This is a genomic window from Williamsoniiplasma luminosum, from assembly GCF_002803985.1.
GTDB lineage: Bacteria > Bacillota_I > Bacilli_A > Mycoplasmatales > Mycoplasmataceae > Williamsoniiplasma > Williamsoniiplasma luminosum.
In genome coordinates this window covers 873482-897934 of the sequence record NZ_CP024963.1, presented here as the reverse complement: position 1 = coordinate 897934, position 24453 = coordinate 873482, and the positions used below count along the sequence as shown (strand labels likewise).

The following is a 24453-nucleotide window of genomic DNA, read 5'->3' as shown; positions in this document are numbered from 1 at the left end:
AAGAGGGCTAATTTTTTTAAAAATGAAATAATTAATAAAATTGAATTCAAAAATTGTTAGTAAATATTTGATTTTAATAAATGTTAATTGCAAATGTTTAATATTAAAAGACCCATTAACTAAACCAAAAATGGATAAATATTGTTACAAATTAAGTAACCATATTTTCCATTTTTATTTAATCTATTAAAAAATTTTATCGCTTGCTAAAATTTTGAAATTTTCCTGTTTTTTAATTTATAATGGATACATACAAATCTAACGTTGAGCGCGATTTGATTTACTTTAAACTACTTGAAATAATAAGCATTCAATAGTTTCAAACCTAAGAAAGAAGGAATTTTTACTATGTCAGATATTAGATTTTTTGCCCTTGGAGGGCAAGACGAAAGAGGGAAAAATTTATACATTCTAGAAGTTGATAATGATTTATTCATTCTTGACGCTGGAATTAAATTTCCTGAAAAAGGAATTTTCGGAGTTGATGTTGTGATTCCGAATTTTGAATTTTTAAGAGAAAATAAAGAAAGAATCAAAGGACTCTTTCTTTCAAATTGTTCAGCTTATAATATGGGATCGGTTGTTTATTTATGTAAAGAAATCAATTTACCAATTTATTGTAATGAAATTACAAGTCATGTTTTAAAAATTAAAGCTCAAAGAAGCAGATTAAAAAACATCGAACAAAATTTAAATATAATTCAGGATAAACAAATTTTAAAATTTGGAAACGTTAAAGTTGAAGTGTTTAGAACCACAAGTTCAACTCCGCAATCATTTGGATACGCTTTCCACACAGATAAAGGAATTGTTGTTTATGCTGGAGATTACATCATTGATGGTCAAGAACAATCATACTTTTCAACAGATTTTCGTCATCTATCAAACATTGGTGAAGCTGGTGTTTTGGCCTTAATTTCTGATGCTGAAACAGCATCAAGAAGTGGTTTCACTGTACCGAATCATACAATTACCAATTATATTTCAGCCCCGTTTAAGGAAAAGAAAACTAAAATTGCAGTTGGACTGTTTGAAGAAGATATTTTTAAATTAGGTGAAATCGTGACTGTTGCCAAAGAAAATGGTAGAAAAATTGCTGTTTATGGAGACACGATGAAAGCGGTTTTAGAATCTAACTTAATTTGTGATAAGTTTTGTATTAAACCCGAAGATTTAATTAGCAATGAAGAATACATGAAAAGTGAAAACGGCGTTTTAATTATTGCTGGAAATGGGGATGTTTTATATTCAAAACTAGCCAAAATCGCCAATGGTAATGACAACGTTGTCGAATTTGGAGAAAAAGATTTAATTATTATCGCCACTCCACCAGCCCCTGGGATTGAAAAAAGACATGCTCAAATTTTAGATGAACTAGCTCGAACTGATGCTCGTGTTGTCGCTTTATCAGATAAAAATATTTGATCGATGCATGCATCATATGAAGATATTAAAGTGATGACTTCAATTATGAAACCTAAATATTTTGTTCCAATCAAATCTTTATACAAAGACTTTTTGAGAGCCGAACAAGCAGCAATTGATGCTGGGGTGGAAAGCCAAAATGTGGGAATTATTGATAATGGAGAAATTTTAATTTTATCGAAAAATCACTTAGCAATTTCTGAAGAAAGCATCAAAAAAACTAATGATGTTTATGTCAATGGATTTGAAATTGCCGATATTGGGAATGTCGTTCTAAACGAACGTAAACAATTAGCAACTGACGGAGTGATTATTGTTGGTGCGACTTTAGACGCCAGAAATAAAGAACTTATCTCTTTACTTGATATTCAAATTCGTGGAGTGATCTACATTAAAGATGATGGTGTCATTTTCAACCTATTGCAAAAAGCAATTGAAAACATCATCATCAAAGGTCAAGAGCAATTTAAAGAAAATCCCAAAGCTTATGATATCGCTGAATTGAAAAAAGAGATGGTGAGCAAAATTCGTTCAACAATTAAACAAGAATCTGGTAAACAACCAATGGCGCTTGTAATCATCAATGAAATTGATGAAAAAGAATATGTTCCGCATGTTAGAGCTTCGAGAAACATTAACAATTTCAAAAATTATAAACCTCGAAACACAACCAAAACAAATTTACGCAACAATAATCATTCAAAAAAAGATGATAATAAGGAAAACTAGAATTCTAGTTTTCTTTTTTTAAACTAAATATTGTAAAATTAAAGATGTAAAACATTAGGAGAGAAATGAACCAAAATCAATCAAAAAAAACTAAACAAGAAAAGCCCGATCCTGAAATTATTGCTAGTCATAATTTTAATGATGACAGAACAGTCGCTTTTCAAAAACATAAAAAGAAACATAAAAAAGATTCAATCGCTTGAATTGTAACAGGATTACTTCTATTCTTTTTTACTTTCGTTTCTTTAGGCAGAATTACTGTCATCGGTCAATTTTTTGATGATGTAATTTTTAACTTAATTTTTGGTTGGTTCAAATTTCCAATGTATCTAATTTTGATCGTCATTGACATTTCAATTTATTCGGGAATTCGTTTCAAATTTAAAAAACGTTTTATTTTTATGATCGCCTTAACCGCTTTAATTTTATGTTTATATGTCTCACTTGCTTTAATGACTGCAATTTATGATCAACACCTTGTGATTGGGAAAAATTTAACAATTGATAAGCTTTGGGATAAAGATTCTCTTTCTAAATTATTTCAAATTTATTGAGAACAATGAAAAGTTGATTCAATTTTCGGTCCAACATATGGATTTGCAACAAAAATGGATTTCTTCATCTCATCTAATGGGTATGCTAATTTATACAATGGTGGTGGAGTAATTGGGACATTGTTGGCTGGATGTTTTTCTTATTTATCAATTCCTGGTGCATTTATTCTTGCCACATTCATTTTATTTATTGATTTGGTTTGAATTTTTACAGGTGATCCTTTCTTCCTTTTCAAACCAAAAGCCAAAAGAAAAGGGCGTGCATTACGAGTTCTATCATTAAAATCTAAACATAATCCAAACCCAAAAAATGAACTTCAAACCACTGATCAAAAACATGGAATGTGGAAAACATTAAATGTTTTTGATGATTCGCACAATTCTGAAATTGGGGATTCAGATTTAACAATTAAACTTCCTTCATTTGATGAAGAAACAATTAAATTAAACTTAAACGAAACAGATCCTAAAATCGATGTGAACAAACATGCGGATTCAGATTTATCAAATATTGAACCAATTTCAGAAGCTCAAGATTTTAAAAAAGAACTAAATAATCAAAAACCATTTGTCTTTCAATCACGAAGAAAAACCCAAGAAAAGCCAACTCCAGAATCTGCTGTGATTGAAGTTGTTGCCCCCGATTTTGATGGTGAATCAAATTATGGAAACTTAGATCCAAATGAAGCACGAAAATTGTTTGCCCAAGAAGCCAACTTAACTCCTTTTGGTCCGAAAGAAGAAAAATCTGAAATTTCAGAACCTGAAATTTCTGAACAAGCAGAAATGTTGAATGTTCCTTTTGAAATGGTTGATGAATCTGAAGATAGTGATACTTTGTTTTTTGATAATTTATATGAAGATAAACAAGTAGTTGATTCAAATGAATATAAGTTACCCCCAATTGATTTATTAAGAATCATTTCTGAAGACATGGTCAAAGATTATGAAAATAAACAAGCAGCAGTGACAAAAGCCCAAGCAATTAATGAGGTTTTCAACCAATTCAAAATCAAAGCTCGAGTGATTAATACGATTATTGGTCCAAGTGTTACTAAATTTGAAATTCAACCAGAACCAGGGACCAAAGTTAATAGTATGACAAGTTTAGAAAACGACTTAAAATTAGCACTAGCTACTCAGAACATTCGCATCGAAGCTCCAATTCAAGGTAAAAATTTAGTCGGAATTGAAATTCCAAATACAAAATTAATGATGGTTTCATTGCGTGAAATTATGGAAACAATTCCTAAAACAAGTGAAGCTAAATTAAATGTGGTATTAGGTAAAAATGTTTTGGGTCATCCGGTTGTAGCTGATCTGAATAAATTACCACACTTGTTAATTGCTGGTTCAACTGGGTCTGGAAAATCGGTGATGATTAATTCTTTAATCATTTCGATTTTAATGCGAGCAACCCCAAGTGAAGTTAAATTCTTAATGATCGATCCGAAAAAAATTGAATTATCAATTTATTCAAATATTCCACATATGCTGCAACCAGTTGTGTATGATGTTAAAGCCGCGATTGAATCATTAAAAATGATTGTTGAAGAAATGGATCACCGTTATCAACTTTTCCAAGATGAAAGTGTGCGCAATATCGAAAGTTATAATCGCAAAAAAATCAATGATAAACTTCCATTTATTGTTGTGATTATTGATGAATTAGCCGATCTTTTCTTAAATAATGATAAAAAAATTATTGAAGAATTAATTATGCGCATTGCCCAAATGGCCCGAGCTGCTGGAATTCATTTAGTGCTAGCAACTCAACGCCCAAGTGTTGATGTGATTACTGGAACAATTAAAGCCAATATCCCTGCTCGTATCGCCTTTGCGGTGACAACTGGGGCTGACTCAAGAACAATTTTAGACAGTCAAGGAGCTGAAAAATTAATTGGTCGTGGAGATATGTTGTTTATGCGACCTGGAACATCAGATTTATTACGTGCTCAAGGAGCATATCTATCTGATGAAGAAATTGAAAATATCGTGCAATTTATTGAACAACAAAAATAATAAGTTTCTAACATGAACTAAAAAATACCTTGATTGCAAGGTATTTTTTATAATAAACCAATTGTTAAACCAGTTACTAAAATTAAAGGTAAACATGTTAAAAAAACAATTTTTTTCCACACAATAATTTTGGCTTCTCACTCAGTTAAAGTATATTGATACCTTCTGGCTTTGTGATTAAAATATTTAGCAGCAGCACGATTACGGAATCAACTTAGCACCATATAAGCAAAAACAAAAGCAATTAAAAAGGATAAACTCACTCAACCAACCCCATGTCATCCACCATTAATTCCATTTAAATTGACATCATTATAAAGTAGTCAACCAATTAAAAATGATAATCCAGTTGCAACGAGGGCAAAAACCCAAGGTAACACTCATCCCCATCAACGAAGTTTTTTATTTTGACGATAAAAATAAACTTTAGCATTCTGATCACTAGCATCATATGTGTCTTGAAGTATTTCTTCAACTTCTTGGGCATGAACTTGCTTTTGTGAAGCACGATATTTTTTCAGTGAAGCACGTATGTTATCTTTTTTCATTGTTGTTTCCCCTTCGATAGATTAATCATAAAACATATTATTTCTTATATCTATAATTAAAAACGATTTATGATCGATAAATTTTCTGCATCATGAACAACAAATATTCATCATTTATAATGGATTAAAAGCTTGTTGCCTAATTTTCTGATAGGCACATTGTTTAAATTATATTATATTTATTCCATTTTTGAAGGAAAAAATGAGAATTATTTCTATTTTTTCGCTTTTTTTCGCTTTTTTTCGATCAGTATGCAAAAAAACATTTTATTTCTTGTTTTTTAAAATTATTAATGTTATCTATATAGAAATAAAATGTCATTTTTATTTAAATAAATTGGAAAGGGGTAAAAATATGCCAAAAGATTTAAAAAACAACAACAAAGAACTTAAAATGGTTCAAGCAACTGAACATGATTTTAATATTTATTCAACACACTTATCATTAGAAGATGAGTTAATGTACGGTAAATCGTCAAAGCTCCGTGAATTATATTATAAATATGAAGATTGAAATGCTAATATATATAAATTTTTAAGAGCTCACCCTTTAATAGGGTATTCAACCAAACGGATTTTATTCGGACTTATCACATTATTAATGGCGATCATTATTTTGTTTTTAATCGTTAATGCTGTAACCGATGTTAATAGTTACATGCCTGAGAATTGAAACAAACTTGGTTTAGGAAAAATTGGTAGTGAAAGATATAATCGTTTCCTTGAAGAAAGAATGAAATTATTTGGAGTTTATGGAACCGCATTAGAACGATTATTAAGTTATTTAAAAAACATCATCCCATTCATTCCTAAAACCATTGTTACAGGAGCCACTGTTACTTTTCACGGATTAGATCCTGTATATGCTTCAGAATTGCCTCTAACATTCACTGGTTTAGCATCAGATGTTGCAAATGCGATTGGAAGACCAATTACTGAACTTAATTTAGAAACTAAAACTGTTTGAATTTATTTAGGGGTTGTATCTTCTAAATCACTTGGAACACCAGGAACTACAGAGATTATGACATTATTTGCCAATGCAATTCCTTATTCATTAGCCTTTGGTTCAGTTGCTGTAATTCTATGTTATTTAATTGGAGTGCCATTAGGAATTCAAGCAGCTAAACGCAAAGGTCGCAAAACTGACACTGTAATTAACGGAACTTCAATGTTATTTATTGCAGTCCCGGCTGTAGTTATCATTGTCGGGATATATCTGGTAAGTATTAAAGTCTTTGGGCATTCTGCAATGTTTAACTCTGGATCGTTCTGAACCAAGTTTTGACCAACCATCGCATTAATGTGTATGATGATGCCTTCAACCATCATCTTCACAAGACGTTATGTGATTGACGAAATGACAGCGGACTACACTAAATTCGCCTATGCAAAAGGAATGAGTGAATCTCGTGTTTACTACATTCACATTTTCAGAAATGCAGGAATTAGAATCTTGCGTGACATACCATTAGAACTAGCAATCACATTGTTTGGAATGTCAATTTTAACAGAACAACAATGAGGAATTCCTGGTATGGGATCATTTATGGTGAAAGCCATCACAGGAACTAAAGATTCATTTATGATTTTAGGATATGTATCATTTGCAGCATTTGTGCGTATCTTCGGGTCATTGATTTCAGATTTATCAATGGTTTGAATGGACCCACGTGTCACTTTAACTAAAAATTAGAAAAGGAGAAATTTTATGAAAACAAAAGACCATACAAAAACTTTGAATAACGATTTTGACATCAATAAAATTGATCCATCTCTTTTCCAAGTGGTTGGAGCTAAAAGTTCTGAAAGTGAAATTTTAAACTCTAAACCATATAGTTATTGAAAATCAGTTTTTAAATTACTAGTCAAATCACCATCATTTATTATTGCAATTTCAATTTTAATTGCATTCATTATTCTATCAATTGTTGTACCTTGAGGCAAAGAAGCAACACCATTATTTAAACCAAATCCTTATGGTGGGGCCCCTATCACATCAGGGCAACCATATGCTCCAACATGAGAATTTCTATTTGGATTAGGTGTCCAAGGAGAAGATATGTGACTTAAGATGTGAGCTGGAATGAGAACCACATTAATGTTTGCTTTCTTAATCGCTATCATTCAATTATCAGTTGGAATTTTCCTTGGATCAATTTGAGGTTATTTTAGAAAAAGTGATATTTTATTTATTCAAGTAACAAACATTTTAACGCTAGTTCCATCGCTAATTCTTCTATTATTTGTAATTTTCGTTGGTGGAACTGGTTATTGACCGATAGTTTTAGGGATTTCAATCCAAGCCTGGATTGGAATTGCTGCAACAGTTAGGGTGCAAATTATTTTAGTTAAAAATACCGACTATAATACTGCTTCCATCTCGATGGGAAGTAGTTCTGGAAGAATTATTAGGAAAAATATTATGCCAAAAATTTTACCAGTAATTATTCAAGCAGGAACTTTTGCAGTTCCTGGTGCAATCTCAATGGATGCCTCATTATCATTCTTAAATTTTGGTTTTACTGATGGAAACAAAACAACATCATTAGGAAAAATTTTAAATGAAATCATGTCTGGAAGTAAATGAGAAGATTTCCCACACTTAGTCGTTATCCCACTAGTTTTAACAACAGTCGTTTCGATCATCTTCTTTGTTGTTGCTAAAGTGTTTGCTGATTCACTAGACCCAAAAAATCATCGTTAGAAAAGGAGAAACATTATGGAAAATAATAGAATCATTCTTTCATTGAAAGATATAGTAGTAAAATTTAGAGTTCGTTCAAAAATGTTAACATCAATCCGTAACGTTTCTTTTGATATTTACGATGGAGAAACTTTAGCAATTGTTGGAGAATCTGGATCTGGTAAAAGTGTTTTAACTAAAACATTGACCAATATGTTGGAATCAAATGGTTATATTGCCAGTGGTTCAATTATGTATTACCCAAATGAAGAAACACAAAATGATCCAGAGGCATATTTCAAAACTGAAACCAATTTAATCAAATTTCACCGTGGTGCATTAACAAAAGATGCTCGAAAAAGTATTAAATCATACAATAGATCTCGTGTCAAAAAAGCCAAAATTCAAATTGGAATTTTGAACAAACAAATCGAACAAAATATTGATGTTGAAAATAGTCAAAAAACAATTGAATCATTGCAAAAAGAAATTAATGCAGCGCATCAAGAAATGGCCTCATTTAATCGCCTTTCTTTAAAAATGCGATTAAAAGTTAAACCGCTGATGAAAATTTTACAAGCAAACAACGATGTTAGTGTACTTGATGAAGCAACAATTGATACAACTTTAGCTTATTTAGCACAAGAAGATTATTGAACTGAATTTGAAGCAAAGCTTGAAGAAATTTTACAATCAGCTAAGGCTAAAGAAAAAGTTGAACTTCAACAAATCAAAATTCTGTTAGAATTTTGAGAATATCAAAACCAAACATATTTCAAAAATAAACATCAAGCAACTAAGGATTTGAAAAAATTACGTGGGGGAACCATTGCAACAATTTTCCAAGATCCGATGACTTCTTTGAACCCATTATTAAGTGTTGGAGAACAAATTAGTGAAGTTTTAAGAAAACATCAAAATCTAAGTCATGCAGAAGCTAAAGCTGAAGCAATTAATTTGATGAAAAAAGTTAAAATTCCGAACGCTGAAAACCGTTATAAAGATATTCCGGGAAAATATTCAGGGGGAATGCGTCAACGTATTGTGATTGCAATTGCTCTTGCATGTAAACCAAGAATCTTGATTTGTGATGAACCAACAACAGCGTTGGACGTGACAATTCAAGCCCAAATTTTGGATTTAATCAAAGAGTTAAAAGTCGAATATAATTTAACAGTTATTTTCATTACTCATGATTTAGGAGTGGTTGCAAACATCGCTGATCGTGTGGCTGTCGTTTATGCTGGTCAAATTATCGAGTATGGAACAACCCATGATATTTACTTTAATCCTCAACACCCATACACATGAGCATTGCTTTGTGCATTGCCACAATTGGGTGAAAAAGGTGAAGAGTTATTCTCAATTGCTGGAACACCTCCATCATTATTTAATGAAATTAAAGGTGATCCATTTGCTCCAAGAAATGAATTTGCTTTAGCAATTGATTATGAAGTTGAACCACCAATGTTTGAAATTAGTAAAACACATGGAGCTAAAACATGATTGTTAGATCCACGTGCTCCAAAAATTAAAAAACCAAAACAACTAAATAAATTGCACGAAACCATCAGTGCATCGAGAGTAGGTGAATAAGTTATGAGTGAGAAAAAACAACAACAACCAATTCTTGAAATTCGTAATTTATTAATCGAATTCGGTCATGGACGTAAAAAAAATAAAGCTGTCAAAGGTGTCAACTTTGATATTTATAAAGGTGAAACTTTTGGATTGATTGGAGAATCTGGAAGTGGTAAAACCACAGTTGGTCGTGCGATAATTGGGATTCAACCGATTTCCGATGGAACAGTTTATTTCAATGGTCGTGTGGCACATGGGAAACCACCAGATTTAAATAAATTAAACGTCAAAATTTCGCATAATATTCGAATTATGCGAATGAACCAAAAAACAACAACCAATCGTTTGAATGAATATCTTGATGAATTCAAACGTACTTATCATAAATATATCGATTCAAAAAATTATGATTTAAAAACTAAACAATTAAAAGAGTATGATGATGGAGTTGATCGTGCGATTGCTGAAGGGGTTGATTTAAAATCAACCAATATTATTTCAGTTAAAAGAGATAAAAACTTAAATTATGTGACCGAATCTGTCAAAGATAACTTAAAACGTCTTTTAAAAATTATTCGTATTCAAGAAAAAACTATTCAATTTGTGGACTCAATTGCCCAAAACGTGGAAGTTGATAAAAAATTAAGAAAAGCGATTATCAAATATCAAGATCAAACTTATAAAATCGTTTTACAAGCTAAAGCTTTAGAGAATAAAATTTATGAAAATTTAGAATTAATCAAAGCCATTCGTGAAGCAGTTTTAAATAGTAAATACACATCAATTTCTAAATTTTTCAAAGATTTAGGAAAACTCTTAGAGTTGATTGTTCAAGATCATAAAAAGATTTCTGTCCTGTTAGATCAAGCTCGAAATATGCACTATTTCAATCTAGATTTATCATCAACAGATCGTGGGCGTAAAACGCACATAGAAACAATTGAACGTAGAATTATTTCAAATACGGAAAAACAAAAATTTGAATTAGTTGCTGAATTAGAACACATGAGAGAATTATTGCAATTACCTCATATTCAAAAACAAGTTCGTGAAGTGGAAAATTATAAAATTCCGAACAAAAAAGAAAGACATAACTTAAAACAAGAAATGCAAATGATTTTCCAAGATCCAGCTTCTTCATTAAATGACAGAATGCCTGTTGAAGGAATTATTGCTGAAGGATTAGAAAATTTTCCACATCTTTTTAAAAGTCAAGAAGCAGTTCAAACATATATTGAATGAAGTAATCACGATAAACCAGAAAGTGAATGAATCACAGCTGAAGACGTCAAACCAAAAGATGTGAAGAAATTTTTGATATCACAATTATTATCATCAGTTGGAATGTTACCAGAACACTTATCACGTTACCCACACGAATTTAGTGGGGGACAACGTCAAAGAATTGGGATTGCCAGAGCACTTGTGATGAAACCAAGTTTCATCGTAGCTGATGAACCGATTTCAGCCCTTGACGTTTCCATTCGAGCTCAAGTTATGAATTTACTTGCTAAATTTCAAAAAGAATTAAATCTGACTTATGTTTTCATTTCACATGATTTAAGTGTTGCTCGATTTGTCTCTGACCGTATTGCAGTTATTTATCGTGGGGATCTTGTTGAGTTAGCTGATGCTGATGAATTATTTTCAAATCCGCTTCATCCATACACAAAATCTTTATTAAGTGCGATTCCATTACCAGATCCTGAACAAGAAAAAAGCAAAACGCACTTTAAATACGAACCAGAAAAAGAACACTTTGATTACATTACAGATTTTCCAAAGTGAACAGAAATTGCTGCTGGACATCATGTTTATGCCAATGATCGTGAATTAAAAATTCACCAACAAAATTTTAAAACCAAATAGAAGGAGGATTGAATTATGAAAAAAATATTATCATTATTAACCGTGATTGGACTTGTCGCATCAACAACTACAACTGTTGTTGCTTGTGGTCCTTTAACAAATGAAAAATTATTAAACCGCACAGTTGATACAGAAACATACAGAAGCATACTTAATTCTCCTATGATTTCATGGTCATCTGGGACAAGTATGGAAGAAAGTGATTCACAATTCATTACGCAAATGCAAGATACATTACTGACACCAAATGCTCATGATGGATTTGAAGGTAGTTTAGCTCGATGATGAGGTAAAAATACTAGCAAAGTTGAATGATACTTTGATGTTCGTGATGAAGCGACTTGAACTGGATTAAAAGATCCTTCAAATTCAAATAGTGGATATGAAGTTAAAGGTCAAATCGGACCAAAAGGTATTTTTGATGCTTTCCGTTTTATTTTTAATGATTACAGTCAATCCCAGAATCAAGCAACTTGATCTTCAATTGTGGCTGAGGGAAATGAACTAGTTGATTTTCTTAAAACATTAAAAAAAGAATATCCTCAATTTTTTGACAATAGAAAAGGTTCAAGTACTGAAAATCCAACAGTTACTAATGTCCGTGTTACTAAGGCTGTAGATTCTGCAATTTTATATTACAACTTAAAATATGGTGAATGACTTGATAGAGGTAATAATCGTGGAGATGAGTGAGCTGATGGTAAAAAAGCTAAATCCTTTGATTGGAAAAAGCAATTTGGTCATCAAACACGCGGAGATAATCAAAACTTAATTAAAGAAGAAGTGGTAAAAGATATTGTTTTTATTTCTGCTAAACCTTCAGAATATTATGAAAAAGAAGTAGTTAAAAGTATGACTAACGGTGGTATTATACGTGGAGCAGAAATAATTGATGGAAAAACTAAAAAAAATCATGCCCAAATTTATGAAGGTGATGCATTGACACCAACACTTGAAAATTATAACTTAACAATCCGTTTACAAAAACCAGCTGAATACTTCGAATCAATTGCAGCATTCGTGGCTTTTGCACCAATGCCCCCAATCTCTGTTGACTATGAAACCACATCATTTTCTAGTTACAATTATGGAAGAACATGAGAAAAGGTTTGGGTATCAGGGGCTTATGTAGTTGAAAGTTATGGACCAAATACTGCGTTAATTTTAAAAACTAATCCATTCTATTTCAATAAAGAAAAAGCGTATGTTAAAAGACAAATATATTCTGCAGTTACTGGGAATGACATATCTAAACCAAGACTATTTTTTGAAGCCGGAGATGTCAGTGGAGTCGCACTTGATCCAGTCGATTCCAGTGGTTGAAATAAGTATGTTGGTTCTGATTATGACAATCCTGTTTTCACAGGATCGCATGCGATTAAAAAACCAAGTACAACTACCAATTTCCTTCTTTATAATTATGCAAAATTAAATGGAGACAAACTTGCAGATTCAGCAATTGCAATATCACAAAACTCTGTTAGAGCTTATATTTCATACATGCTAGAACGTACAGAACTTGTTAAATATTATTCCGAAGCAATGGATGGTCCTAAAAATGAAGTGGATCAAAATGGAAAACAAATTTCTAAATTCATTAGAAATAGTTATACTTCATCTGGTTTTGCCACATATTATGATGATAAAGTAAAGAAAGACTATGCTTTAGATTTCATGAATACTAAATATACTGACGAAGCTAAAAAAATTTCCCAAGGATTAGATCCAAACCAGAAAGATCCTCAGTTTGATATTCGTTATAATTTTAGTAAAAATTTAAATGATGGTTATGATGCACATCGTCGAAATGATCTACTAGCATTGCAAGCACTATCTCAAGATATTGCTGGTAAGGTTAGTGATAATAGAGAAAATTACGAAAAATTTAAAGCAATTGTCATAAAACAAAACGAAGAAATTGATGATGCAGGAAGTGTTGAAAAAGCTAAAGCAGATGGATTGTACACAAAATACGAAAAAGAAAAAATTAAAATTTTTCAAGATCGTGTTAAATCAGATTTAAAATTTGCTGTTGGTGAAGGCAAACAAGTTGAACTCCAATTTTTAATGAGTGGATCTAATTCAAACACTTCAAATAGATACATTCACAACATGATTGGTTTATTTAATGAGGTGCCTAATAATCCATTCAAAATAGTTGAACTAGTATCAACAGATCAGGATGGTTATAGAACTTTACTAAATGCTGGTAAATTTGATTTATCAATAGCTGGGTGAATACCAGATTATGCTGACCCTTATAATTTTTTACACACAGTAACATATGGAGGAGAGTATGATAACTATCAAAATCTTACAAAAATATTTGATAAAGAAGAGACTCAAGGAACTGATAGATCAGTCAAATTAAAACCTGGAAAATTAATTACCGAGATTCCAAATGGTGTAAAAATTTATGCAAATTTATTAAAATCATTTGAAACATTTACAACCAGAGTAGAAACAACTGATACAATTGGTGTTATGCATGAGCGTTATACAAAATTTGCTGAAGCAGAATATGATGGTATTATAAACGCGAATTTAATTTTACCAATGCAAGTAAAAAAATTAGGTACTACAATGACTATCTCATATCTAAATAATTTTACATCTCCAACATATCCAACAGGATCTAGTCATTTCCGTATGTTCGGTGTTAAAATGATTCCTAAGCTATGAACACGTGAACAATTTGAAGCTGAACAAGAAAAATTTAAAAATAATGACCCAATTTATGCAGATCATTTATGAGAATTTTCTGATAATTCTGGGAAACAAGCTGCTCCTATGAAAGGACCAAGAAGATCATAAAACTAAAAACAACAAATGTTATTTTTATTAAAAACCTTATTTTGATTAAATGAAAATTTTAATCAAAATAAGGTTCTTTTTTTACCTTTTAAAAGGATTTTAGATATAATTTAACTTAATTAGGTAAATAGAACAAGGAGCCAAAAATGGGAAAAAACACGAAACTAGAAGATAATTTTTATCAACATTATAATCAAGAATGAATTGAAAAAACACCTATACCGGATGGTTATTCAAGTTGAGGAAGTTTTGAAATTCTTCATCAAAAATCGTTAGATGATGTTAAAAAATTGATTGAATCTCTTAAGAAAAGTCCTGCTAAATTAAATTTAGCTCAAACACAAATTGTAAATCTTTTTGATAATTATTTAAATTTTAATAAGAGAAATGAACAAGGGATTTCTCCCATCCAACCAATCATTAATAAGATTGATCAATTAAGTTCAAAAGCAGATTTTACAAAATTTTTAATTGAATCTTTTCTAGAATTTAAAATTACATTTTTCCATTCTATAGGTATTGATAGTGATGATAAAAATAGTTTTCAACGAGCATCAATAATTGATTCAATAGATTTAGGAATGCGTGATCGTGATTTTTATGAACCAACAAATAATCGTTATCAAGAACTTAAAAATGCATATGAAATTTATGTTAATAGTTTAATTAAGGAAAGTGGTGTTTCATTTAATGGTGCAAATGTTTTTCAAACCATTTTTGATTTTGAAACTGAAGCTGCTAAAGTGATGCTTAAACCAGAAGAATGACGTGATCCTAATAACACTTATAATGTTGTTGATTTTGCTCAACTAAATCAACTATGTAGTTTTATTGATTGAAAAACTTATTTCAATCAAACAGGCTATGATAAAGCTAAAATCATGGTTTTACATGAACCAAAATTTTTTGCAAAATTAAATGAATTGCTGTTAAAAACTGATTTAACAGCAATTAAAGATATTATGAAATTTCAAGTTTTATCTAGTTTTTCAAAACTTTTAACAGAAAAAATATATGAAATTAAGTTTCAATATGCTTCTATTTTTAATGGAATTGAAAAAATGAAAACCCCAATAAATCAAGCAGTTGAATTTGTTAATAAGCTATTAGGTGAAATTATAGGACAAGAATATATTAAAGAACATTTTTCAGAATCTGCCAAACAAGATGTTTTAACAATAGTTAAAGATTTAATTAGAATTTATTCAAATCGAATTCAAAAATTAGACTGAATGTCACAAACAACAAAACAACAAGCGATTGAAAAATTAAATGCGATTACCATTAAAATCGGTTATCCAGACAAATGAAACGATTTCAGTTCAATTATCATTAATAAATATGTTGATGGTGGTAGTTTATTTGAAAATGTGATGAATATTTCGAAGTTTTTTATTGAAAAGAATCTTAAAGAAATTGCTTTACCAGTTGATCGTGATAAGTGATCAATGCATCCACAAACAGTAAATGCTTATTACAATCCAAACACAAACGAAATTTGTTTCCCAGCCGGAATTTTACAAGCACCATTTTATGATATTAAACAATCTAAAGCACAAAATTTAGGTGGAATTGGAGCTGTTATTGGGCATGAAGTTAGTCATGGATTTGATGATCAAGGAAGTCGTTATGATAAAATTGGTAATTTAAATAATTGATGAACTGATGAAGACCATGAGCAATATCGTTTGCGCACTCAAAAATTAGTCGAACAATATAATCAATATCAAATTGATGGAATCAATGTTAATGGTAAATTTACATTGGGAGAAAACATTGGTGATTTAAGTGGTCTTGCTGCTGCTTTAGATATTTGCAAAGAGCAATGCCCAAATGATTTAAAGGCTTTCTTTGAAAATAATGCAATGGTTTGAAGAAGAACAATGGTTGATCGAGAAAGACATACTAGATTAGTGATTGACCCTCATTCTCCAGAAGAATTTAGATGTAATGGAGTTTTCATTCATCTTGATGAATTCCATGAAACATATAATACAAAACCAGGTGATCAAATGTACCTGGACCCAGAAAAAAGAATTAAAGTTTGATAAAAAGAAGATGCATTATTTTGCATCTTTTTTTATCATTTTTAGTTTTTCTAAATTGTGATTAAAAAGCAAGAACTTTCAATTAGATTGATATAATAAGAAAGATGGAAACAAAAGACTTTTTAAAATTTAGAATTGATGAACAATTAAACAAAATCAAAGGCAGAATTATTTATTCTGCTGTTTTGATTTTGATTCCTTTACTACTTTTGATTGTAAATATTTTATCGCTGACAAATAATATTCTTCCCAATCCACGTTCTTTAATTAACTTATTATTTTTTGTTTTGAGTGGTTTGTTATGATATGCTGTTCAAACTTTAATTAAAAATATTATTGGTTTTATAGTGTTGAAAAATACCAAACAAAGAATTGTTGCAAATGATTTTAATGCATTGAATAGAACCAAAAGTTATTTATTTGTCTTTAATGAATATTACAGACAAATAAATTTAAAACTTGGTGAATTTATGCAAAATGATGTTTTTCATAAAATCAAAAACAAAGAAACATTAAAATTTTTGAACATTAAATATTTTGTTTTTGATGTCATTTTATGTGGTTTAATCTTTGGTTGTTTCATGAGTGAATGAGCACTTAAAACTGATCATTTTCATTGAGAATTAATTTTATCAATTGTGGTTTTAGCAATCTTTTTAACAGTTGGTTTATCTTTTTTAATTCTGCGTCAAATCATTTTGAATCTGCAAATTAAAAAATATAATCACCACCAAATTGAAGAATATGAATACTCTTTTAAATACAATTTTTTACTGATTAGTCACATCAAGGAAAAACTAGAAAATGCCAATCAACTTTTATAAAATCTTGTTCCTAGATTTAATAAGTATAAAATAATTAATATGATAGAGTTACAAACAAAAATTCAAAATTTACCAGAAAAATCTGGTTGTTATATTTATTTAAATAAAAATGGTGAAGTCATTTATGTCGGAAAAGCCAAAAATTTAAAAAAGCGTGTCACATCATATTTTAATCGTGTTCATAATATCAAAACCACGCGTCTAGTTAGGAATATTGTTGATCTGAATTATTTTGTTGTCAATAATGAAAAAGAAGCATTATTGTTAGAAGAAAATTTGATCAAAAAACATCATCCAAAATATAATATTCTTTTAAATGATGATAAAGCATACCCATATATTGTTGTCACCAATGAAAATGATCCGCAATATAAATATGTGCGAAAATTTGATAAAAAATATTTGAAAAGTTATGGTCCACTACCTCAAGGAACATCGGCTCGAAAAATTTTAGGTTTGTTAGAACAAACCTATCCCTTAAGAAGATGTAAAGGAAACTTGGGTCAACCATGCTTTTATTATTCAATTGGTCAATGTTCAGGAGCTTGTTTTAAAAAGGTTGATCACAAATATTACCAAGACCAAATTCAAAAAATTTCGCGTTTTTTTGCCGGAAATATTGCTTCATTGGGAAAAGATTTAGTTTTGAAAATGCATTTGGCAGCTGATAATTTGCAATTTGAACATGCACAAAGAATTAAAGATTTAATTAAGTCTTTTAGTTTTGTTGTTGAGTCAAACAACGTTGAATTAAATGATCATAAAAATCGTGATGTTTTAGCTTTTGAATTTAATCATGATCAAATTGCCATTACAATGTTGTTTTATCGTGGTGGAAAATTACTTAATAAAGATCAAATCATCGCTGATTATAATGAACAAGATTTAGATGAAATTTTAGATTTTTATTTAGCCCAAATTTACAAAAAAAATATGATTCCTGATGAACTGATTCTGCCAAAAGAGTTGAATTTAAATGATTTACCAATTCAAATTAAAACGATTGCAACCCATCCAATTAATAAGATTGAAAAAAATTTAATGTCAATCGCCATCCAAAATACCCAAGAATTTATGCGTGTCACAAATTTAAATCAACGAACAGCAATCAATAGAGAAGCACAAATTCTTGATGAGTTAAGTGTTTTGCTTGATGTAAGAGAATACTTACATCACATCGAAATGTTTGATATTTCCAACATTGGTGATGAATTTGTGACTGGTGGGGTTGTTGTTTATAAAAATGGTAAACCTGATCGAAATAGTTTTCGCAAATACAATATCGAAATTTCAGAACGCGATGATTTGCATCGATTACAATATCTTTTATCGCGTCGCTATCAAAAAATGCTTGATGAAAAAACACCACTGCCAAATTTAATTATTATTGATGGGGGTTTAGTTCATGTGCAATTTGCTAAGCAAGTTTTAAATGCTTTAAAACTTGCAAAAATTCCAGTCATTGGTTTATCCAAAGATGATCATCATAAAACAAATGAGTTAATTGATGTTCAAGAAAATATCATTAAATTAGAAAGAAAATCTCAAATTTATAATTTTCTAAGTGGAATGCAAATTCGCGTTGATGCGTATGCTAAAGCTGGGTTCAGAAAAAAACAAAATAACCAATTACTCACAAACTCACTTTTAAAAGTCGAAGGTTTAGGTGAGAAAAAAATCCAATCCCTGTTTAAAATTTTTCCAACAATTGATCAAATGAAAAATTGTTCATTTGATCAATTAAACCAAGTGATTAAAAATAAAAATACTACAAAAAACTTAATGCATTTTCTAAATAGTAATGTATAATCAATAAAGTTAAAAAAGGATGGTAATATGACTGAAAAAATTATTTTAACCAAAGAAGGTTTGGAAGAAAAAAAACAAGAATTAAAATATTTGATTGAGATTGTGCGTCCTCAAGTAATTGCTGAATTAGTTGAAGCTCGTAATCAAGGTGATTTAAGTGAAAACGCCGATTATGATGCTGCTAGAAATAGACAAGCAGAAATCGAAGCTAAAATTAATGAAATCGAAGCAATGATATCAAAAGTTAAAGTGATTGATACAAAAGCTGACAGAAAAGGAAATGTTAAAATTGGATCAACTGTTGAATTTACAACTAAAGGTTTAACAGATGTTAAAGTCGTTAAAATCGTTGGTGCAGTTGAAGCTGATCCTTTCTTAGGAACTGTCTCAAATGAATCACCATTAGCTAAAGCCATGATTGGTCATCCTGAAGGTGAAACAGTTGAAGTAAGAGATATTCAAAATCCTTACAAAATAACAATTAAATCTGTTAAGTAATCAGGGCCTTAAAAGGTCCTTTTTTGTGAAAGGAATTTATGATTAATCAAAACACATTTAAAAATGATGCTCCAACAGTTTATTTAGTTGGAACCCCAATTGGGAATTTGGATGATTTTTCTTATCGAGCAATTTCGATTTTAAAAACAGTGGATGTGATTTTTTGTGAAGATACTCGCACTTCAAAAACTTTGTTTAAAAAATATCAGATTGATAAACCATTGATTTCTTTAAACAAAGTTAATGAAGTGGAAAAAATTGATCAAATAATTAAGCGGTTAGAAAATCACCAAAATATTGCGATTGTGAGTGATGCTGGGGCTCCAATTATTTCTGATCCCGGAGCAATTGTGATCAGTAAAATTCGAGCTCTAAATCCTGATTTTAATGTAACAGCAATCAACGTTGGACCTGCTTATATTCACGCGTTGGTGATTGCTGGTTACACCAATATTTCTAATCTATTTTATGGATTTATTCGCAATAAAAACCTTAAAGCCAAAAAAGAAGAACTCCAACAAGTGTTGAATAAGTATAGCAATGATCATCTGATAGTTTTTTATGAATCTGTGCACCGAATCAAAGACACGATCAAAACTTTAATGGAAATTAATCCTCACCAAGATTTAATGATTGCCAGAGAATTGACCAAAATCAATGAGCAAATTATTCAAGGCAATATTGTTGAAGTCAATGATTTTATTCAATCAGAGGCTTTTGTTGAAAAAGGGGAATTTGTGCTTGTTTTGGATGTCAACAAGCATCAAAATCTTGAAATGAATGATCCTCAATTGCTTGAGCTTGTTGAAAAATATTTAAATGAGGGTTATAAATTAAAGAGAGCAAGCGAAATGATTTCAGACCTTTATGACTTAAAAAAGAATGAAATTTACAATAAATACATCAAAATGAAAAAAAATTCCTAATCTATATAGGGGTGATAAAAGTGAGGGAACTTACAAAACAAGAACTTAAGAGTACGAGTGGAGGGCATATTACAGGCGCTTTATTAGGAGGTATAGCTGCGCTCTTGGAAGTTGGAATTCAATTTATTGGTGGAATTTTTAATGCAATTATTTCCTTTGGACATAAAGATGACGTTAAAGGTCATGTTAAATCTAAAGCATCTGATGTTAGTTGAGATAACACCAAAGAAATTGAAGCAAAAATGCACGAAGCACCAAGTGTTTATGTGCCTGAAGTAATTACACATCATCATGATGTGCAACCAATTGACCAACCACACGATATTCTTTAAAATCAAAAAAGGCTTTTGCCTTTTTATATGTCCATATAGCTCAGTTGAATAGAGCAACAGCCTCCTAAGCTGTAGGTCGGAAGTTTGATTCTCCCTATGGACGCCAAAATTGAAAAAATAAAGGCTCACATCGTGAGCCTTTCTACCCGAAAAACCTAAATAAAATCCAATATAATAAACATTTTTATGAAAAAAAGTGTATTATATATTAAGTTGAAATCTTAAAAAGTTTCAACCGCTCTTAAAAGCATGTTTCAAGTAGAAGTTAATTCTCACATGCAAAGGCGAGTCTAGACTGGAGGAAAAATAATGTTTGCAATTATTAAAACTGGTGGAAAACAAATTAAAGTTGAACCAGGACAAGAAATTTTTGTGGAATTATTAACAGGTGAAGTTGATTCAAAAATTGCTTTTGACGAAGTATTGATGATCGATGGAACAATTGGTAGCCCAACTATCAAGGGTGCTAAAGTAATGGGGACAATTCTAAAACATGGAAAAGATAAAAAAATCCGTGTTATTAGATACCACCCAAAGAAAAATGTTAATAAAGTTTATGGTCACAGACAACCATACACAAAAGTAAAAATCGACGAAATTATTGCTAAATAATTTCGTAAAGGAGTGATAAGATGGTTAAAATAAAAATAACTTATCACAATAATGAATACAAAAGTATTGAGCTAACAGGACATGCTTTAGCTGGTGAATATGGACAAGATTTAGTTTGTGCAGCAATCAGTGGAATCATCAATGGAGCCTTAAATGCTTTTGATCAAAAATTTGAAAATGATATTGAAATTATTGTGGATGACAATTGAATTGAATTAAAACTTAAAAATAGTAATCAACAAATTCAAACGATGTTTGAAATGTTAAAAATTCAATTAGCAACAATCATTGCTCAATATCCAAAAAATGTAGAATTAAAGGAGGTTCGTTAGTTATGATGAAATTTAAATATTTATTAGGTTTACAGTTCTTTGCTTCTAAAAAAGGAGTAGGGTCAACTAAAAACGGTCGTGACTCAGAATCAAAACGTCTAGGAGCTAAAAAAGCTGATGGACAATTTGCTAATGCAGGATCAATTATTTTTAGACAACGTGGAACAAAAATTCACCCAGGACAAAATGTTGGTCGTGGTGGAGATGATACATTATTTGCTTTAGTGTCAGGAATTGTCAAATACGAAAGATTTAACAAAGGACGTACTAGAGTTAAAGTTGTGATGCAAGAATCAAAATAGCCCATATCGGCTATTTTTTTTACCTAATTTTAAGGTAAAATATTTTTATGAACAATATATTTATCTTTCTTATCATCTTTGCAATAATTTCTGTTTTTTCATCATCAGGTGGTTTTTGGTATAAAAAATCACGAGGAAAACGAGGGGCAAAAGGTGATCGAACATTTGATGTTTTTGAAAAAAACAAAATGATTTGATTTCAAAGAGTCCAAAAAACTCATCAAATTCCCTTTTACGGAATTGAAGAAGTTTTTAATGTGTTTCCGTTTTTCAGTGACTATAATGAAATCAAATCTTGATTAATCAAAAAGAATATTAGTAGTAAAAAAATCGACCTGATTTTATTAACTTTAAAACATTATGAAGAAAATTTTATGAAGTATTGAATTGAACAAGAAAGAAATTTACTAATTGCTTTTGATAAAATCAATTTACCGCAATCACAACGAGCAATTGATTTTTTATTACTATATTACAATCTATTTTTAGATGTCTTTCAAGAACAAATGGTTAATTGTTATATTCAAAAAATTATTCCTGCAATCATTGGTAATGTCTTAGAAGAAGATCCGCAAAAAATTATTCATGGTCAACAAAACAATGATTACAAACATTTTTTGCATCAAAAAATTGAAGAATTTTACATGAATTTAAACAATGATGTCCAAATTATTATTCAACAATTATATGCAGACATTAACAGAATCAGATATACCAATTCTTCATTTAATCAATCTGAACAAAATCAACAATCATATAACTTCAATGAACAAGCGAGCGAACTTGGAAAAGCATATAAAACACTTGGTGTTGATGAACAAATTTCTGATCAAGAATTGAAAACCAAATATCGTCAACTTGCCATGGAATACCACCCAGATAAAAACGATTCACATCAAGCAAAAGAGAAGATGGCCAAGATCAATGCAGCCTATGATTTGGTGAAAAAAGTTAGAAACATCAAATAAAACTATTAAAATTACCACTTTTAAGATTTATAATTAGAAGTAAAGATAGAAAAAAAGTGGTATTTACTATGAAAATTAACATGCAACAGCTAATGGAAAATTACTTTCCATTAGCATTAGAAAAAACAAAAGAATTAATTAAAATTAAATCTTTTAAAACCGAAGCCAAACCAAAAGCTCCATATGGAGAAGGAACCAAAGAAGTTTTAGATTACATGATCAAGTTAGGAAACGAACTTGGTTTTAAAACTTATCAAGATCCTGAAAATCGTTATGGTTTTTTAGATTATGGTGATGATGACAAAGAATTATTTGTTATTCTTTGTCATTTAGATGTTGTTCCAACAGGAAATATTGAAGAATGAACAACACCTCCATTCGAACCATTAGTTAAAGATGGAAAATTATTTGGACGTGGTTCATTTGATGATAAAGGTCCAACAATGATGAACCTTTATGGTCTTAAATATTTAAAAGATAACAATTTCCAAAGTGATAAATATAAAATTCGTATGATTTTTGGTTTAACCGAAGAAACAACTTGAGAATCAATTCGTGCTTACATTGCTGATTTTGGAGTCGCAACAGCTGGATATGTTCCTGATGGTGAATTCCCTGTGGTTTATGCTGAAAAATGAATTGTGGACTTAGATATGCACGGAACACATCCAACTGATTTTGAAATTAAAGGTGGAGAAGCTTACAATGTTGTGGCTGATTACATCAGTTACAAAGGACCAAAAGAAGCAGAAATTGAAGCAGATTTAAATAAAAACGGGATTAAAACCGAACGCAAAAATGGTCTTTTAATGGTTAAAGGAAAATCTGGTCATGGATCTTTACCTTGACTTGGTGTGAATGCAGCAACACATTTATTTCAAGCAATGAAAAATGTCGGAATTAAACATAAAATCGTTGATTTTATGTGTGAACATATTCACAATAATCACAATTTTTCTCAAGTATTCCCCAATATCGAAGATGAAACTGGAGTTTTAACCCAAAATTTAGGAATCATTGAGATCGAAAACGGTAAACAAAGATTAGCATTTAACTATCGAGTGCCGGTGTTCACTGAACCAAAAGAAAAATTCATTCCAAAAATTACTGAAGAAATTAAAAAATATGGTTTAACTTCAGAAGTGATGGCAGTTGAAGATTCAGTTTATGTGCCAAAAGAATCTGAAATGGTGCAAAAAATTATGAAAGTTTATCAAGAAGTAACTGGAGATTTAAAATCTCAACCCCTAGCAATTGGGGGTGGAACTTATGCTAAAGCGATGCCAGGACTTGTTGCATTTGGGGCTGAATTTGATATTAATCGTTCAACTATGCATGCCTATAATGAAAATGTTCCAATTGAAGATTTAGAAAAAATGCTTGAAATTTATACTAAAGCAATCGTGCTTTTAACTAAATAAAAATTGCTAAAAAAGCTCAAATTAAAGGGCTTTTTTTGATTATTTGGGTTATAATAATTTTATTGTGTATGACTGAACAGATATATACAAACACACTTAGGAATTCATTGATCTAGTGCCCAAATTTAATAAAAAGGGTGATTGATGTTCGAA

The 24453-nt window shown here is 30.3% G+C and carries 19 protein-coding genes, 1 tRNA gene and 1 other annotated feature; of the genes, 19 read left to right on the top strand and 1 reads right to left on the bottom strand.

All coding sequences use genetic code 4. The annotated features are described in order from the left end of the window. Positions 1–348: 348 nt before the first annotated feature. Positions 349–2154 (top strand): ribonuclease J, encoded by a 1806-nt coding sequence (locus tag ELUMI_RS03965; protein ID WP_025734608.1) that lies wholly within the window; start codon positions 349–351, stop codon positions 2152–2154. A gap of 65 nt (positions 2155–2219) precedes the next feature. Next, positions 2220–4730, top strand: a complete 2511-nt coding sequence (locus ELUMI_RS03960; protein ID WP_025734609.1) for a DNA translocase FtsK — start codon at positions 2220–2222, stop codon at positions 4728–4730. Between the two features lie 47 nt (positions 4731–4777). On the opposite strand, the gene ELUMI_RS03955 is transcribed toward ELUMI_RS03960, so the two are convergent. After that, on the bottom strand, positions 4778–5278 hold the full coding sequence (locus ELUMI_RS03955) for a hypothetical protein (protein WP_025734610.1): 501 nt from the start codon (positions 5276–5278) through the stop codon (positions 4778–4780). 355 nt (positions 5279–5633) lie between these two features. Between ELUMI_RS03955 and oppB the strand changes: the two genes are divergently transcribed. The 17 genes from oppB to ELUMI_RS03870 all read left to right on the top strand — a co-directional run bounded on the left by oppB (position 5634) and on the right by ELUMI_RS03870 (position 24300). Further along, a complete protein-coding gene (gene oppB, locus ELUMI_RS03950) occupies positions 5634–6974 on the top strand; it encodes an oligopeptide ABC transporter permease OppB (protein ID WP_051449474.1) in 1341 nt (446 codons plus the stop codon). Positions 6975–6989: 15 nt separating this feature from the next. Further along, positions 6990–7985, top strand: a complete 996-nt coding sequence (gene oppC, locus ELUMI_RS03945; RefSeq protein WP_025734612.1) for an oligopeptide ABC transporter permease OppC — start codon at positions 6990–6992, stop codon at positions 7983–7985. A 15-nt stretch (positions 7986–8000) separates the two neighbouring features. Beyond that, the gene (locus ELUMI_RS03940) at positions 8001–9560 is read left to right on the top strand and encodes an oligopeptide/dipeptide ABC transporter ATP-binding protein (RefSeq protein WP_025734613.1); all 1560 of its coding nucleotides are present in this window, start codon (positions 8001–8003) and stop codon (positions 9558–9560) included. 3 nt (positions 9561–9563) lie between these two features. Beyond that, positions 9564–11414 (top strand): ATP-binding cassette domain-containing protein, encoded by a 1851-nt coding sequence (locus ELUMI_RS03935; protein WP_025734614.1) that lies wholly within the window; start codon positions 9564–9566, stop codon positions 11412–11414. 15 nt (positions 11415–11429) lie between these two features. After that, positions 11430–14228, top strand: coding sequence for an oligopeptide ABC transporter substrate-binding protein OppA (gene oppA, locus ELUMI_RS03930; protein WP_025734615.1), 2799 nt, complete (start codon positions 11430–11432; stop codon positions 14226–14228). Positions 14229–14374: 146 nt separating this feature from the next. Next, complete coding sequence (locus ELUMI_RS03925; RefSeq protein ID WP_025734616.1) at positions 14375–16279, top strand: M13 family metallopeptidase; 1905 nt, start codon at positions 14375–14377, stop codon at positions 16277–16279. Between the two features lie 101 nt (positions 16280–16380). Beyond that, a complete protein-coding gene (locus tag ELUMI_RS03920) occupies positions 16381–17100 on the top strand; it encodes a hypothetical protein (protein ID WP_025734617.1) in 720 nt (239 codons plus the stop codon). A gap of 42 nt (positions 17101–17142) precedes the next feature. After that, positions 17143–18909 carry an excinuclease ABC subunit UvrC gene (uvrC, locus tag ELUMI_RS03915; protein ID WP_025734618.1) on the top strand — a complete coding sequence of 589 codons (1767 nt, stop codon included), beginning with the start codon at positions 17143–17145 and terminating at the stop codon, positions 18907–18909. Between the two features lie 27 nt (positions 18910–18936). Beyond that, on the top strand, positions 18937–19407 hold the full coding sequence (greA, locus tag ELUMI_RS03910) for a transcription elongation factor GreA (RefSeq protein WP_025734619.1): 471 nt from the start codon (positions 18937–18939) through the stop codon (positions 19405–19407). Between the two features lie 38 nt (positions 19408–19445). Beyond that, positions 19446–20333, top strand: coding sequence for a 16S rRNA (cytidine(1402)-2'-O)-methyltransferase (rsmI, locus tag ELUMI_RS03905; RefSeq protein WP_025734620.1), 888 nt, complete (start codon positions 19446–19448; stop codon positions 20331–20333). Positions 20334–20353: 20 nt separating this feature from the next. Continuing rightward, positions 20354–20665, top strand: a complete 312-nt coding sequence (locus tag ELUMI_RS03900) for a hypothetical protein (protein ID WP_025734621.1) — start codon at positions 20354–20356, stop codon at positions 20663–20665. A gap of 29 nt (positions 20666–20694) precedes the next feature. Beyond that, positions 20695–20771, top strand: a tRNA-Arg gene (locus tag ELUMI_RS03895). A gap of 117 nt (positions 20772–20888) precedes the next feature. After that, positions 20889–20967 (top strand) — a sequence feature (ribosomal protein L21 leader region). 7 nt (positions 20968–20974) lie between these two features. After that, a complete protein-coding gene (rplU, locus tag ELUMI_RS03890) occupies positions 20975–21277 on the top strand; it encodes a 50S ribosomal protein L21 (protein WP_025734622.1) in 303 nt (100 codons plus the stop codon). A 20-nt stretch (positions 21278–21297) separates the two neighbouring features. Then, positions 21298–21609 carry a ribosomal-processing cysteine protease Prp gene (locus tag ELUMI_RS03885; protein ID WP_025734623.1) on the top strand — a complete coding sequence of 104 codons (312 nt, stop codon included), beginning with the start codon at positions 21298–21300 and terminating at the stop codon, positions 21607–21609. A gap of 5 nt (positions 21610–21614) precedes the next feature. Next, positions 21615–21911, top strand: coding sequence for a 50S ribosomal protein L27 (gene rpmA / locus ELUMI_RS03880; protein ID WP_420855233.1), 297 nt, complete (start codon positions 21615–21617; stop codon positions 21909–21911). A gap of 47 nt (positions 21912–21958) precedes the next feature. Further along, positions 21959–22879: a DnaJ domain-containing protein gene (locus tag ELUMI_RS03875; protein WP_025734625.1), complete on the top strand. Its 921-nt coding sequence runs from the start codon at positions 21959–21961 to the stop codon at positions 22877–22879. Positions 22880–22947: 68 nt separating this feature from the next. Next, positions 22948–24300: a Sapep family Mn(2+)-dependent dipeptidase gene (locus ELUMI_RS03870; RefSeq protein WP_025734626.1), complete on the top strand. Its 1353-nt coding sequence runs from the start codon at positions 22948–22950 to the stop codon at positions 24298–24300. The last annotated feature ends 153 nt before the right edge of the window (positions 24301–24453 follow it).